This is a genomic window from Streptococcus oralis, assembly GCF_023109315.1.
GTDB classification, from domain to species: Bacteria; Bacillota; Bacilli; order Lactobacillales; family Streptococcaceae; genus Streptococcus; species Streptococcus oralis_BS.
Map to the genome: position 1 here is coordinate 354,576 of NZ_JALDUF010000001.1, position 15,553 is coordinate 370,128.

The 15,553-nt window shown below is 41.2% G+C and carries 13 protein-coding genes; 10 read left to right on the top strand and 3 right to left on the bottom strand.

All coding sequences use genetic code 11. From position 1 onward, the window contains the following. The 10 genes from M1F74_RS01675 (at position 1) to M1F74_RS01720 (ending at position 12,412) form a co-directional block, all read left to right on the top strand. Positions 1 to 1,224, top strand: a complete 1,224-nt coding sequence (locus tag M1F74_RS01675; RefSeq protein WP_084939162.1) for an FtsW/RodA/SpoVE family cell cycle protein — start codon at positions 1 to 3, stop codon at positions 1,222 to 1,224. Positions 1,225 to 1,234: 10 nt separating this feature from the next. Then, the gene (locus M1F74_RS01680) at positions 1,235 to 1,789 is read left to right on the top strand and encodes a DJ-1 family glyoxalase III (RefSeq protein WP_247946109.1); all 555 of its coding nucleotides are present in this window, start codon (positions 1,235 to 1,237) and stop codon (positions 1,787 to 1,789) included. Between the two features lie 83 nt (positions 1,790 to 1,872). After that, the gene (locus tag M1F74_RS01685; protein WP_282184731.1) at positions 1,873 to 2,436 is read left to right on the top strand and encodes an HAD-IA family hydrolase; all 564 of its coding nucleotides are present in this window, start codon (positions 1,873 to 1,875) and stop codon (positions 2,434 to 2,436) included. Positions 2,437 to 2,449: 13 nt separating this feature from the next. Beyond that, positions 2,450 to 4,396, top strand: a complete 1,947-nt coding sequence (gene gyrB / locus M1F74_RS01690; protein WP_247946111.1) for a DNA topoisomerase (ATP-hydrolyzing) subunit B — start codon at positions 2,450 to 2,452, stop codon at positions 4,394 to 4,396. Between the two features lie 80 nt (positions 4,397 to 4,476). Next, the gene (gene ezrA / locus M1F74_RS01695; protein ID WP_247946112.1) at positions 4,477 to 6,204 is read left to right on the top strand and encodes a septation ring formation regulator EzrA; all 1,728 of its coding nucleotides are present in this window, start codon (positions 4,477 to 4,479) and stop codon (positions 6,202 to 6,204) included. 104 nt (positions 6,205 to 6,308) lie between these two features. Further along, positions 6,309 to 7,697 (top strand): peptidoglycan-N-acetylglucosamine deacetylase PgdA, encoded by a 1,389-nt coding sequence (gene pgdA, locus M1F74_RS01700; RefSeq protein WP_247946113.1) that lies wholly within the window; start codon positions 6,309 to 6,311, stop codon positions 7,695 to 7,697. A gap of 81 nt (positions 7,698 to 7,778) precedes the next feature. Beyond that, complete coding sequence (locus tag M1F74_RS01705; RefSeq protein WP_247946114.1) at positions 7,779 to 8,621, top strand: aldo/keto reductase; 843 nt, start codon at positions 7,779 to 7,781, stop codon at positions 8,619 to 8,621. 274 nt (positions 8,622 to 8,895) lie between these two features. Further along, positions 8,896 to 9,813, top strand: a complete 918-nt coding sequence (glyQ, locus tag M1F74_RS01710) for a glycine--tRNA ligase subunit alpha (RefSeq protein ID WP_247946115.1) — start codon at positions 8,896 to 8,898, stop codon at positions 9,811 to 9,813. A gap of 260 nt (positions 9,814 to 10,073) precedes the next feature. Next, positions 10,074 to 12,110, top strand: a complete 2,037-nt coding sequence (gene glyS, locus M1F74_RS01715) for a glycine--tRNA ligase subunit beta (RefSeq protein ID WP_247946116.1) — start codon at positions 10,074 to 10,076, stop codon at positions 12,108 to 12,110. Between the two features lie 44 nt (positions 12,111 to 12,154). Next, positions 12,155 to 12,412 carry a DUF896 family protein gene (locus tag M1F74_RS01720; RefSeq protein ID WP_000377481.1) on the top strand — a complete coding sequence of 86 codons (258 nt, stop codon included), beginning with the start codon at positions 12,155 to 12,157 and terminating at the stop codon, positions 12,410 to 12,412. An 83-nt stretch (positions 12,413 to 12,495) separates the two neighbouring features. Here the strand turns inward: M1F74_RS01720 and M1F74_RS01725 are convergent, their stop codons facing one another. The 3 genes from M1F74_RS01725 to M1F74_RS01735 are packed head-to-tail and all read right to left on the bottom strand — an operon-like array spanning position 12,496 to position 15,311. After that, complete coding sequence (locus M1F74_RS01725; protein ID WP_220107069.1) at positions 12,496 to 13,740, bottom strand: NAD(P)H-dependent oxidoreductase; 1,245 nt, start codon at positions 13,738 to 13,740, stop codon at positions 12,496 to 12,498. Positions 13,741 to 13,757: 17 nt separating this feature from the next. Next, complete coding sequence (locus M1F74_RS01730) at positions 13,758 to 14,363, bottom strand: NADPH-dependent FMN reductase (protein ID WP_000915933.1); 606 nt, start codon at positions 14,361 to 14,363, stop codon at positions 13,758 to 13,760. Positions 14,364 to 14,381: 18 nt separating this feature from the next. Beyond that, positions 14,382 to 15,311 (bottom strand): FAD:protein FMN transferase, encoded by a 930-nt coding sequence (locus tag M1F74_RS01735; RefSeq protein ID WP_282184732.1) that lies wholly within the window; start codon positions 15,309 to 15,311, stop codon positions 14,382 to 14,384. Between the last annotated feature and the right edge of the window lie 242 nt (positions 15,312 to 15,553).

Sequence of the window (15,553 nt, forward strand, 5' to 3'; positions counted from 1 at the left end):
ATGAAACGTTCCTTCGACTCTCGAGTCGATTATAGCCTCCTTCTACCAGTGTTTTGTTTACTGGTGATTGGAGTAGTGGCCATTTATATAGCAGTTAGTCATGACTATCCAAATAATGTGTTACCAATACTAGGCCAGCAAATTGCTTGGATTTCCTTGGGCCTTGTCATTGGTTTTGTGGTCATGTTCTTCAATACTGAGTTTTTATGGAAGGTGACTCCTTATCTCTATGGTTTAGGCCTAGCCTTGATGGTCCTCCCTCTTGTTTTCTACAATCCAAATCTTGTAGCATCAACAGGTGCCAAGAACTGGGTATCGATTGGTGGAACGACACTCTTTCAGCCATCGGAGTTCATGAAGATTTCCTATATCTTGATGTTGGCTCGAGTCATCGTACAATTCACTCAAAAACACAAGGAATGGCGACGGACTATTCCCTTGGATTTCCTATTGATTGGTTGGATGATTGCCTTTACCATCCCAGTCTTGATCCTCTTAGCCCTACAAAGTGACTTGGGGACTGCCTTGGTCTTTGTAGCTATTTTTGCAGGTATGGTTCTCCTTTCAGGTGTTTCGTGGAAGATTATCATTCCTGTTTTTGCGACAGGAGTGACTGCAGTTGCAGGTTTTATGGCCATCTTTATAAGCAAGGATGGACGTGCCTTCTTGCATCAGATTGGAATGCCAACTTACCAGATCAACCGCATTTTGGCTTGGCTCAATCCCTTTGACTTTGCGCAAACAACGACTTACCAACAGGCGCAGGGACAAATTGCGATTGGAAGTGGTGGCTTGTTTGGGCAAGGTTTCAATGTGTCCAATCTCCTCATTCCAGTACGTGAGAGTGATATGATTTTCACGGTGATTGCTGAGGATTTTGGCTTCATTGGTTCGGTTTTTGTTGTTGCCTTGTACTTACTTCTCATCTATCGGATGTTGAAGATTACTCTCAGGTCAAATAACCAGTTCTACACCTACATTTCGACTGGTTTTATCATGATGTTGCTCTTCCATATCTTTGAAAATATCGGTGCCGTGACAGGCTTGCTTCCTTTGACAGGGATTCCTCTGCCTTTCATTTCTCAAGGGGGCTCCGCAATTATTAGCAACCTCATTGGTGTTGGTCTCCTTTTGTCTATGAGTTACCAGACAAACCTAGCGGAGGAGAAAAGTGGAAAAGTTCCATTCAAACGAAAGAAAGTCGTCCTAAAACAAATCAAATAAGGAGGCCACTATGGCAACAGTAGCAGTTATTTTAGCCCAGGGTTTTGAAGAAATCGAAGCCTTGACAGTAGTCGATGTCTTGCGTCGAGCAAACATTTCTTGTGATATGGTAGGATTTGAAGAGCAGGTGACAGGGTCACATGACATTCGGGTAAAAGCCGACCATATCTTTGATGGCGATTTGTCCGACTATGACTTGGTCGTTCTTCCAGGTGGTATGCCAGGCTCAGCTCACCTACGGGATAATCAAGCCCTTATTTCTGAGATTCAAGCCTTTAATCAAGCAGGAAAGAAAATTGCTGCCATCTGTGCAGCTCCAATCGCCCTCCATCAAGCAGGTATCCTGAAAGACAAGCACTTCACCTGTTATGACGGTGTTCAGGAGCAAATTACTGATGGAATTTACCGAAAGGAAACAGTAGTTGTGGATGGCAATCTAACAACCAGCCGAGGACCGTCAACTGCCCTTGCCTTTGCCTATGAGTTGGTAGAGCAGTTGGGAGGAGATGCTGAAAGTTTACGAGTCGGCATGCTCTATCGAGATGTCTTTGGAAATCAACAATAAGACGAGAGTTCGGCTCTCGTTTTTGCTTGGAAAAATCTAGGAAATCATCGCTTTTTTCGTAAAAAAATGGTATAATGAAGGGTATGAAATATCACGACTACATATGGGATTTAGGTGGTACCCTATTGGATAATTATGAGACTTCTACAGCAGCCTTTGTAGAGACCTTAGCCCAATACGGAATAGAGCAAGAACACGACTGTGTTTACGAAGCCTTGAAGGTTTCGACAGCTTTTGCCATTGAGAAGTTTGCCCCAGACATCGAGAATTTTTTAGAAAACTACAAAGAAAATGAAGCGCGTGAGCTAGAGTATCCAGTTTTGTTTGAAGGGATTCCAGAACTACTCAAAGACATTTCGGACAAGGGTGGTCGCCATTTCTTGGTTTCTCATCGAAATGACCAAGTTCTAGAACTTCTTGCTAAGACCCAGATAGCGAACTACTTCACCGAGGTGGTGACTGCCAGTTCTGGCTTTAAACGAAAACCAGATCCTGAGTCCATGATTTATTTACGTGATAAATATCATATTACATCTGGTTTGGTCATTGGTGACAGGAATATTGATGTAGAAGCAGGGAAAGCTGCCGGCTTAGATGCCTATCTTTTTAAAAACGTTGTGACACTGAGACAAGCAATAGACATGTAAGAAAAGGGAAAAAATGACAGAAGAAATCAAAAATCAACAGGCACAGGATTATGATGCCAGCCAAATTCAAGTTTTGGAGGGGTTGGAGGCCGTTCGTATGCGTCCAGGTATGTATATTGGGTCGACTTCAAAAGAAGGCCTTCACCATCTAGTCTGGGAAATCGTTGATAATTCAATTGATGAAGCCCTAGCAGGATTTGCCAGTCATATCCAAGTCCTTATTGAGCCAGATAATTCCATCACCGTTGTGGATGATGGACGTGGTATTCCTGTTGACATTCAGGAAAAGACAGGACGTCCTGCCGTTGAGACCGTCTTTACTGTTCTTCACGCTGGAGGAAAATTCGGCGGTGGCGGATACAAGGTATCAGGTGGATTGCACGGTGTGGGTTCATCAGTAGTAAATGCCCTCTCAACTCAACTAGATGTTCGGGTTCATAAAAACGGAAAAATTTATTATCAAGAATACCACCGTGGGAATGTCGTTGCTGATCTTGAAGTGGTTGGAGATACGGATAGAACCGGAACAACAGTTCACTTCACGCCGGACCCAGAGATTTTTACAGAAACAACGACCTTTGACTTTGAAAAATTAAACAAACGTATTCAAGAACTAGCCTTTTTGAACCGAGGTCTTCGAATCTCCATCACAGATAAGCGTGAAGGTCTCGAACAAACCAAGCATTACCACTATGAGGGTGGGATTGCTAGCTACGTTGAATATATCAACGAGAACAAGGATGTGATCTTTGATACACCAATCTACACAGACGGTGAGATGGATGATATTACCGTTGAAGTAGCCATGCAGTACACAACCGGTTACCACGAAAACGTCATGAGTTTCGCCAATAACATTCACACCCATGAAGGCGGAACGCATGAGCAAGGTTTCCGTACAGCACTGACGCGTGTTATCAATGATTATGCCCGCAAAAATAAGCTGCTAAAAGACAATGAAGACAACCTAACAGGGGAAGATGTCCGTGAAGGTCTGACTGCTGTGATCTCTGTCAAGCATCCAAATCCACAGTTTGAAGGACAAACCAAGACCAAACTGGGCAATAGTGAAGTGGTTAAGATCACCAATCGCCTTTTCAGCGATGCCTTCTCTGATTTTCTCATGGAAAATCCACAGATTGCCAAGCGTATCGTGGAAAAAGGAATTTTGGCTGCCAAGGCTCGTGTGGCTGCCAAGCGTGCGCGTGAAGTCACACGCAAGAAATCTGGCTTGGAAATTTCCAATCTTCCAGGAAAACTAGCAGACTGTTCTTCAAATAATCCTGCTGAAACCGAACTCTTCATCGTCGAAGGGGACTCGGCCGGTGGATCAGCTAAATCTGGTCGTAACCGTGAATTCCAGGCTATCCTTCCAATTCGTGGTAAGATCTTGAACGTTGAAAAAGCTAGCATGGATAAGATTCTTGCCAACGAAGAAATTCGAAGTCTCTTCACAGCCATGGGGACAGGATTTGGTGCAGAATTTGATGTCACTAAGGCTCGTTACCAAAAACTCGTTTTGATGACCGATGCCGATGTTGATGGAGCCCACATTCGAACTCTCTTGCTAACCTTGATTTACCGCTACATGAAACCAATTCTAGAAGCTGGTTATGTTTATATTGCCCAACCACCGATTTATGGGGTTAAAGTTGGAAGTGAGATCAAAGAATACATCCAGCCAGGTACAGATCAAGAAATTAAACTCCAAGAAGCCTTAACACGTCACAGTGAAGGGCGTTCAAAACCAACCATCCAACGTTATAAGGGGTTGGGAGAAATGGATGACCACCAATTGTGGGAAACAACTATGGACCCTGAACATCGCTTGATGGCGCGTGTTTCAGTAGATGATGCTGCTGAAGCAGATAGAATCTTTGATATGTTGATGGGCGATCGGGTAGAACCTCGTCGCGAATTTATCGAAGAAAACGCTGTTTACAGTACACTTGACGTCTAAAAAATGTGGGAAATAGTTCCCTTGGTTTAAAAAATATGATATAATCATTACGATTGTTTCTAGTATAAAAGGAGTTTGATATGTCTAATGGACAACTAATTTATCTAATGGTTGCGATTGCGGTCATTTTGATTTTAGCTTATGTAACAGCCATTTTTCTACGTAAGCGTAATGTAAGCAGATTAACGGCGCTTGAAGAAAGAAAAGAAGAACTCTACAACCTTCCTGTAAATGATGAGGTTGAAGCCGTTAAAAATATGCACTTGATTGGTCAAAGTCAGGTAACCTTTCGTGAATGGAATCAAAAATGGGTTGATTTATCTCTGAACTCATTTGCAGACATCGAAAATCACCTCTTTGAAGCTGAAAACTACAATAATTCTTTCCGTTTCTTTAAAGCAGCTCACAAGATTGATCAAATTGAAAGCCAGATTAGTTTGATTGAAGAGGATATTGCAGCTATTCGCAATGCCCTTTCTGAACTTGAAAAGCAAGAATCTAAGAATAGTGGTCGTGTCCTACATGCTTTGGACTTGTTTGAAACTCTTCAACATACTGTTGCAGAGGACTCAGAGAAATATGGAAAAGCTCTTCCTGAGATTGAGAAACAATTGGAAAACATCCAATCGGAATTCTCTCAATTTGTTACCCTTAACTCATCAGGTGACCCAGTTGAAGCTGCAGCAATCTTAGATGATACTGAAAATCATATTCTTGCTCTAACGCATATTGTTGATCGGATTCCAGCTCTTGTTGAAACCTTGACAAAGGAATTACCAGACCAATTAGCAGATTTGGAAGAAGGCTATCGTAAGCTTTTGGATGCCAATTATCACTTTACTGAAACAGATATTGAGTCACGTTTCCAACTTTTGCATGAATCTTTGAAGAATAATCAAGAAAACATTCGTCAGTTGGAGTTGGACAATGCAGAGTATGAAAATAATCGCATTCAAGAAGAAATCAACGCACTTTATGATATTTTCACTCGTGAAATTGCGGCTCAAAAAGTCGTTGAGAATCTCCTCTCAACACTTCCAACCTATCTCAACCACTTGAAAGAAAATAACCAGGTGCTTGTTCAAGATCTTGAACGCCTGAATAAAACTTACCTTCTTCCAGAAAGTGATGGAAATCATGTTCGCCGACTTCAAGAAGAATTAGCTGCACTTGATACTGCTATTTTAGAAGTAACAGAGGATCAAAGAGAATCTGCTCAAGCCTATTCTGTTCTTGAAGAACAGTTGGAAATGCTTCAAAGCAATCTCAAAGATATTGAAGATGAGCAAATTTCTGTGAGCGAACGACTTGCGCAAATTGAAAAAGACGACCTCAATGCTCGCCAAAAAGCAAATGTCTATGTGAATCGTTTGCACACCATCAAACGTTACATGGAAAAGCGAAACTTACCAGGAATCCCTCAAAGTTTCTTGAAACTCTTCTTTACTGCAAGTCATAACACTGAAGATTTGATGGCGGAGCTAGAACAACCGCAGGTTAATATTGAATCTGTTAAGCGAATTCTTGAAATTGCAACGAATGATATGGCAGTACTTGAGACAGAAACATACGATATTGTTCAGTATGCAACTTTGACAGAGCAACTTCTCCAATACTCAAATCGTTACCGTTCATTTGATGAACGCATCCAAGAGGCTTTCAACGAAGCACTTGAAATTTTTGAGAAAGAGTTTGACTACCGGGCATCATTTGAGAAGATTTCTCAAGCCTTGGAAGTTGCAGAACCAGGAGTTACAAACCGTTTTGTGACTTCATATGAAAAAACACGTGAAGCAATTCGCTTTTAAAATAGAAGCTTAGAGAATTCTAAGCTTTTTCTTTATTTTTTGAAATGGAGCTAGATTATCTGTTTATCATTGAAATAATAGCTTTGATTTGATATGATGGAAATATGAAGAAAAATATGAACCGTGTTTCTCACGATAAAAAGAGAAGGTTATTGCTTTCCTTTGTTGGGATCTTAGGAATCGCTATGATTCTTTTGGGAAGTGCCATTGGCTACAAGGTTCTACAAAAGCAATCTTATGAACAAAAAATTGAAGCGTTAAAAAGCGACAAGGATCAGCAATTCAACTCAGGTAGTCAGAGGGACAATTTCCGAAAAGGGCAAGCGGAGGTGATTGCCTACTACCCTCTGCAAGGAGAGGAAGTTATTGCGTCTATTAGAGAAAAAATCAACCAAGACATCAAAGAAAATCTAGAAGATAAAGAGGATCTGGTCTTTTATTATACTGAACAGCTGGATCCTGTCTTAAAGGGAGTTGTTGCTCGTAATATCAGAAAGCAAGTCTACGATTTGTCTGCAGCAAAGGTTGAAGAAAAAGAAAAGACTTCTTTAGGAAAAATTTTCTTGACTGAAGATGGGAAAGATTTTGACCTCAGTAAACTTTTTAAAGATGCAAGCAAGGCTAAGGAACTCTTACTAAGTCAAATCAAATCAACTCTAGAAGATAAGAAACTTGACCAGACAAAAATTGATCAGGTTGTCAAAAACTTCACAGATCAGGATTTGGCATCTTGGAGTTTTGATTATAAAGATAGTCAAATTATCCTTTATCCTGCTAATCCTGGAGAGACTGTTGAAGAAATTGCTTTACCAATATCCAGTTTCTTTGATGTCATTGATTCCTCTTATTTACTAGAAAAAGATGCTGAACTTTATCAAGCTTACTTTGCCAAGAAAAATAAAAAGGTTGTAGCCTTGACCTTTGATGATGGTCCAAATCCGACTACAACTCCACAAGCCTTGGATACCTTGGCTAAGTATGGTGTAAAAGCAACCTTCTTTGTACTTGGAAAAAACATAGCAGGAAATGAGGATCTTCTGAAACGAATGAAATCGGAAGGTCATGTTGTGGGAAATCATAGCTGGGATCACCCTATCCTTTCTAAATTATCCCTCGAAGATGCTAAAAAGCAAATCACTGATACAGAAGATTTGTTGACTCAAGTTTTAGGATCAAGCTCTAAACTGATGCGTCCACCTTATGGTGCCATCACTGATGATATTCGAAATAGTCTTGACTTGAGTTTTATCATGTGGGATGTGGATAGTTTGGACTGGAAGAGTAAGAATGAAGCTGCTATTTTGACAGAAATTCAACACCAAGTTCGTAATGGTTCTATCATTCTCATGCATGATATCCATGGTCCTTCTGTTAATTCTCTACCAAGTGTCATTGAGTATTTAAAGGGTGAAGGGTATACATTTGTAACTGTTCCTGAATTGCTCAATTCTCGCTTGAAGGCTCACGAGATCTATTACGACCGTGATCAATAATTGTTAAAATCTAAAGGAGCAAGTGTTCTGATAATCAGAATTTTGTTTCTTTAGATTTTCTTCACATAGAAAGGAAAAACGATGAAATCATATACCCTGAATAATGGAGTTTCCATTCCTGTACTAGGATTTGGAACATGGAAAGCTGAAAATGGAGAGGTAGCCTATCAAGCCGTTTTAGAAGCCTTAAAGGCTGGTTATCGTCATATCGATACTGCAGCTATCTATAAAAATGAGGAAAGTGTTGGTCGTGCTATTCGAGATAGCGGTATTCCACGACAAGAAATCTTTGTAACGACCAAACTCTGGAATACCAATCACAGCTATGAAGAAACTCGCCAAGCATTTGAAGAATCAATGGAAAAACTGGGATTGGATTATCTAGATTTGTATCTTATCCATTGGCCAAATCCAAAACCACTAAGAGAAAATGACGAATGGAAAACTCGCAATGCTGAAGTCTGGAGAGCGATGGAGGACCTTTACCAAGAAGGCAAAATACGTGCTATCGGCGTTAGTAATCTCCTTCCTCATCATTTGGACGCCTTGCTTGAGACAGCAAGAATCATCCCGGCGGTCAATCAGGTTCGCTTGGCACCAGGAGTTTATCAAGAGGAAGTGGTTGACTACTGTAGAGAGAAAGGAATTCTCTTAGAGGCATGGGGACCATTTGGGCAAGGGGAGTTGTTTGACAAGACAGAAGTCCAAGAAATTGCTGCTAATCATGGGAAATCAGTTGCTCAAATTGCCTTGGCTTGGAGCTTGGCAGAAGGATTTTTACCCCTACCTAAGTCAGTGACAGCCTCTCGCATCCAGAGCAATCTTGACTGTTTTGGAATTGAACTCAGCAAAGACGAGCGAGAAGTCTTAAAGACAATTTCAGTGACTTCGGGCGCACCTCGTGTGGATGAGATGGATTTTTAGAAAGTAAGAAAAAGAATTGTAAATTTTCTCTCTTTCTGATATAATAATTAACAAGAAAGAAAGTCTTATGGCGTTCTTCAAGCGAGCTTGGGGTAGTGGGAGCCAAGTAGAACAAGGTAAGAAACTGGCGCTTTCTGTCGTATTTTTAAAAACAATGAAGTAATAAATTAGGGTGGAACCGCGTTTCTGACGCCCCTAGGTCACAGACTTAGGAGCAAAGACACGGTTCTTTTTGCATCCAAAGTCATAAGAATTTATAAAAAAGGAGTAAACAATGTCTAAAAAATTGACTTTCCAGGAAATCATCCTTACTTTGCAACAATTTTGGAATGGCCAAGGTTGTATGCTTATGCAGGCTTATGATAATGAAAAAGGTGCGGGAACGATGAGCCCTTACACTTTCCTTCGTGCTATCGGACCTGAGCCATGGAATGCGGCTTATGTAGAACCATCACGTCGTCCTGCTGACGGTCGTTATGGAGAAAATCCTAACCGTCTCTACCAACACCACCAATTCCAAGTGGTCATGAAGCCTTCTCCATCAAATATCCAAGAACTTTACCTTGAGTCTTTAGAAAAATTGGGAATCAACCCTTTGGAACACGATATTCGTTTCGTTGAGGACAACTGGGAAAATCCTTCTACTGGTTCAGCTGGTCTTGGATGGGAAGTCTGGCTTGATGGGATGGAAATCACTCAGTTCACTTACTTCCAACAAGTTGGTGGATTGGCAACTGGCCCTGTGACTTCGGAAGTTACCTATGGTTTGGAACGTTTGGCTTCTTACATTCAAGAAGTGGACTCTGTCTATGATATCGAGTGGGCTGATGGTGTGAAATACGGAGAAATCTTTATTCAACCTGAGTATGAGCACTCAAAATATTCATTTGAAATTTCGGACCAAGAAATGTTGCTTGAAAACTTTGATAAGTTTGAAAAAGAAGCTGGTCGTGCATTAAAAGAAGGCTTGGTTCACCCTGCCTATGACTATGTTCTCAAATGTTCACATACCTTTAACCTACTTGACGCGCGTGGTGCCGTATCCGTAACAGAGCGTGCAGGCTATATCGCTCGTATCCGTAACTTGGCCCGTGTCGTAGCCAAAACCTTTGTCGCAGAACGCAAACGCCTAGGCTACCCACTTTTGGATGAAGCAACACGAGCTAAACTCTTAGCAGAAGACGCAGAATAGTAAGTAATACTGTGCTCTAAAATCGTTAAAGGCAAGTCGAAGACTTGCTAGAGGGATATGCACCGCCGTACTGTTATGTGGGGATTTTTGAAACCTTGGGTTCAAAAATCAGTCAGCTAAATCCACTTTGATGAAACTGTTGGAAATCTTAGTTTATTTGGTATAAGATTTCCTTACAGACTCACAAAAGTTAGTTAGCGACGTCCCCAGTACTAAGGTGCATATCAAAAAAAGATTGAAGAAAATGTAAAGGAAAAAACATGACAAAAAACTTATTAGTAGAACTCGGTCTTGAAGAGTTACCAGCCTACGTAGTAACTCCTAGTGAAAAACAACTAGGTGAAAAAATGGCAACCTTCCTCAAAGAAAATCGTCTTTCCTTTGAAGCCATTCAAACCTTCTCAACACCACGCCGTTTGGCTGTTCGTGTGATTGGTCTTGCAGACAAACAGTCTGATTTGACCGAAGATTTCAAGGGACCAGCAAAGAAAATTGCCTTGGATAGTGATGGAAACTTCACCAAAGCAGCTCAAGGATTTGTCCGTGGGAAAGGATTGACGGTTGAAGATATTGAATTCCGTGAAATCAAGGGTGAAGAATATGTCTATGTTACCAAGGAAGAAGTGGGGCAACCAGTTGAAGCCATTGTTCCAGGTGTAGTAGACGTCTTGAAGTCACTGACATTCCCTGTCAGCATGCACTGGGCTAACAACACCTTTGAATATATCCGCCCTGTACACACTTTGACAGTTCTTTTAGATGAAGAAGAGTTTGATTTGGATTTCCTTGATATCAAGGGCGGTCGTGTGAGTCGCGGCCATCGTTTCTTGGGACAAGAAACTAAGATTCAGTCAGCATTGAGTTATGAAGAAGACCTTCGTGCTCAGTTTGTAATCGCAGATCCTCGTGAACGTGAGCAAATGATTGTTGACCAAATCAAGGCAATCGAAGCTGAACATGGTGTACGTATCGAAATTGATGCTGATTTGCTGAATGAAGTCTTGAACTTGGTTGAATACCCAACTGCCTTTATGGGAAGTTTTGATGCCAAATACCTTGAAGTTCCAGAAGAAGTCTTGGTGACATCAATGAAGGAACACCAACGTTACTTTGTTGTTCGTGATCAGGATGGTAAACTCTTGCCAAACTTCATTTCTGTTCGTAATGGAAACGCAGAGCATTTGGAAAATGTCATCAAGGGTAATGAAAAAGTCTTAGTTGCCCGCTTGGAAGACGGAGAATTCTTCTGGCGTGAAGACCAAAAATTGGTTATTTCTGACCTTGTTGAAAAATTAAACAACGTCACCTTCCATGAAAAGATTGGTTCCCTTCGTGAACACATGATTCGTACTGGTCAGATTGCCGTCCTTTTGGCGGAAAAAGCTGGTTTATCAGTGGATGAAACGATTGATCTTGCCCGCGCAGCATCCATTTATAAGTTTGACTTGTTGACAGGGATGGTTGGTGAGTTTGATGAACTCCAAGGAATTATGGGTGAGAAATATGCCCTTCTTGCTGGGGAAACTCCAGCAGTTGCGGCTTCCATTCGTGAACACTACATGCCTACATCAGCGGACGGAGCTCTCCCAGAGAGCAAGATTGGAGCCATTCTAGCCATTGCAGACAAATTGGATACGATTTTGAGTTTCTTCTCAGTAGGTTTGATTCCATCAGGTTCTAATGACCCTTATGCCCTTCGTCGTGCAACTCAAGGTGTAGTTCGTATCTTGGATGCTTTTGGTTGGCACATTGCCATGGATGAGTTGATTGATAGCCTTTACACTTTGAAATTTGACAGCTTGACTTATGGAAATAAAGCAGAGGTCATGGACTTTATCAAGGCTCGTGTTGATAAGATGATGGGTTCTACTCCGAAAGACATTAAGGAGGCAGTCCTTGCAAGTTCGAACTTTGTCGTGGCGGATATGTTGGAAGCAGTAAGTGCTCTTGTAGAAGCAAGCAAAGAAGAAAACTTCAAATCATCTGTCGAATCTCTCTCACGTGCTTTCAACTTGTCTGAGAAAGCTGAAGGATCTGAAACAGTTGATTCGGCTCTTTTTGAAAATGAAGAAGAGAAAGCCTTGGCGGAAGCAGTAGAGTCACTCGTTTTATCAGGGACTGCAAGTCAGCAATTAGAACAACTCTTTGCGCTTAGCCCAATTATTGATGCTTTCTTTGAGAATACTATGGTAATGACCGATGATCAAGATATCCGTCAAAATCGATTGGCCATCTTGTCGCAATTAACCAAGAAAGCAGCTAAGCTTGCACGCTTTAACCAAATCAATACCAAGTAGACTCTCTATTAAATAAACTGTATCTTTTTACAAAGGAGATAAACATGGATTCAAAAAAAATCGCTCGTATCAACGAGCTCGCTAAAAAGAAAAAAACAGAAGGCTTAACTTCTGCTGAAAAAGTGGAACAAGCTAAACTTCGTGAGGAATACATTGAAGGCTATCGTCGTGCTGTTCGTCACCATATTGAAGGAATTAAAATTGTGGACGAGGAAGGAAATGACGTAACGCCAGAAAAACTACGCCAAGTGCAACGTGAAAAAGGTTTACACGGCCGTAGTTTAGATGATCCTAACTCATAAAATGAAAGGGGGCTGTAGATGATTTACAAGCCCTTTTTCTGTTGTAATAAAAAAAAGGAGCCATTTGGCTCCTTTTGGGTTTCTTAGTTGCTTGCACCAGAAGTAGCGTCTGCGCCACCACCGTGGCCTCCAGCATCACCTGAATCAGAAGCGCCAGAAGTAGCATCAGCATTTCCATGTCCTCCAGCAGCAGGAGCAAATGGTCCGTTACCGCCTACCAAACGTTGACCCGTTTCTTTTAGGTACCAGTCAAGCCATGGTTGGAAGTTAAAGACAATTTCATTGATACCAGCGTATGATCCGTCAGGATAGTACATCGCTTGGTAGTTGTGAGTATTGATGACGCCTGCAGGAGAACCTGGAACGATCGTACGGACGTATTCTTGGTTTCCGTTGCGAAGTGTTCCGATGACCCACTCTACATTCTTCATACGTGCTGGTGGAAGAGAATTGTGAACAGTCGACATACGGTTACCTGATTGAGGTGGTACACGTTTGGCAAACATGGTGTCTGGATCTTGGTGAGCGTTGTTGTAGTAGAGGAATTGGTTGTTATCGTCAGCGTATGTCAATTCAAATGGCATAGCTTTCAAGAACATATCAATTTGGTTAACCGTCAAGATACCGTGGTCCAATTTGACATAGGTATCACCAGAAACAGCTCCAGTGATTGCAGCAACTTTTTCTACCCATTCTGGATCGTCAGGATCAACTTCTGTAATGGTTGTAGCAATTGGTTTTCCACAATCCAAGTCTTCTGGTTCGATTGGTTTTGGTTTTTTCAATTTCGAAACGACTCCTACGTATTTTACAAAGTTATCTAAGCAAGTTTCAAGGAATTTAACAGTTCCTTCGTTGGTGATATTTCCGTCGTTATCAAAAGCTTCCTTAGCTTTACCAAGAAGGAATTCGTTACCTGGAAGCGTGTAGGCATTAACACCTGGAGCGTCAAGGATTTTACGAAGGTGAACTTGGGCACGTGATGTTCCTTGGTCATAGTATGATGCACCCACAATCATAACAGGCTTGTTTTCAAATGGATGAACTTCGTATGAAAGCCATTCAAGTACAGATTTGAGTGAAGCTGAGATAGTGTGGTTGTGCTCAGGAGTGGCGATAATGACACCATCAGCACGTGTAATTTTGTTATACAAGAAACGCAATTGGAAGCTTTCGTCCCATTTTTCGTCTTGGTTAAACATTGGAACTTCGTCGATTTCAAGAACTTCTAATTCAAATTTGAATTTGAAATTGCGACGAATAAATTCCAAGAGTTTGCGGTTATATGATTGATCGTAGTTTGATCCAACAAGTCCAACAAATTTCATTCTTTCGGTCTCCTATCTTACAAATTTTCCCAGTCAAATTCTTCTGCATCTTTGCGAAGCAATTCTTGTGCATTGCGCAATTTTTCAGTAATCTTCACAAAGATACGGAAGTCATCAAAGATGGCATCCAATTTCTTGATGACGTCAAGGTCAACCAAGTCACCACTTGGGTTAAATGCTTGAAGAGAGTGTGAGAGCAAGAATTCATCTGGAAGAACATTTGCCTTGATTTCAGGAGCGTTCAAGATTTGACGAAGTTGCAATTGGGCACGAGATGAACCAAGTGTGCCGTATGAAGCACCAGTGATCATGATTGGTTTGTTTAAAAGTGGATAGATACCGTAAGATAGCCAAGCAAGAGCGCTCATCAAAACTGCAGGGATAGAGTGGTCGTACTCAGGAGTACCGATAATCACACCATCAGATGCTTCAATTTTAGCTGCAATCTCAAGAATTTCAGCTGGAAGTTGCTTATCTGCTGGTTTGTTGAAAACAGGGATATCCTTGATTTCAACGAGTTCAATTTCAGCTTTATCAGCAAAGTGTTTTTGCATGTATTGGAGCAATTGGCGGTTTGTAGAACGTTTAGAGTTCGTTCCAACAATGGCAATAAGTTTTAGCATGAGATTTCCTTTCTCTTTTTACATAATACAATTTTGAAGGCCTGAAGAACATGCAAGGCGTCCCTCTTTGTCGATGAGAATGGCTTCGATACCATCTAAACTTTCGACTTGCCAGAGGATAGAAGCGCTACGTTCTCCAAATAGGCGGGTTGTCCAAATCTCACCATCAACGGATTTATCAGAGATAATCGTTAGGCTAGCAAGATCGGTTTCGACAGGAAATCCTGTCTCACTATCAAAGATATGGTGATAGTCTTTTCCATCTACTGTCAGGTGGCGTTCATAGATACCTGAAGTGACAACGGATTTGTTAGAAGCAGGAATGGTTAGGAGATGATTGCCACGAGGATTTCGCGGATCTTGAATCCCAATCTGCCAGGCTTTCCCTTCTTTGGCTTGGTTATTCCCGATGGTGAGGATATTTCCTCCAAGATTGATCAAGGCAGAGGTGACACCGTGTGCTTTTAAATACTGGGCAACCTTATCTGCACTATAGCCCTTAGCTAAACAACCTAAATCAAGCTTCATTCCTTTCTTCTCTAAAAAGACAGTAGAGTTAGTCGGATCTAACTTGATAAAATGTGGGTCAACTAGTGGCAAGACGGCTTCGATTTCGTTTAGCTCCGGGAGCCGTGCATCTGCAAATCCGATTCGCCAGGTTTGAATCAAGGGACCGATACTGATATTTAGATGGCTAGAGGGAGCTAGGCTGTGCTCTAGTCCAAGAGCAATCAGTTCAAATAGGTCAGGATGAACCTTAACAGGTGCGATTCCAGCCTTGTAGTTGATTTCCATCAGTTCGGATTCTTGACTATTGGCGTTGAAGCGGTATTCGAGCTCCTTGAGCAAATCAAAGACTCCTTGAAGTAGGCAATCAGCCTGTTCATCTACTAATGAAATCGTGATAGTTGTTCCCATTAGCCGTTCCGAACGTGAATGAAGAGGCAAGCTACCAGCTCCTTTCTCTTTATAGGAAATCATTTAATATAAGTTGGTTAAAGAAAAATTAAACCCCTTACATTTTCTTTCCATGTATCTAGCATATCATAAAGTCAGCGTTTTCACAAATGAATTTTGACAAAAAGTCAAGAAATATGCTCAAAATTAGCATGAAAACGATAGAAAAATAATGTTTGTTAATATTAAGTGTATTTTTTCTGAAAAAAAGAGAATTCTGAGCAAATACCTTG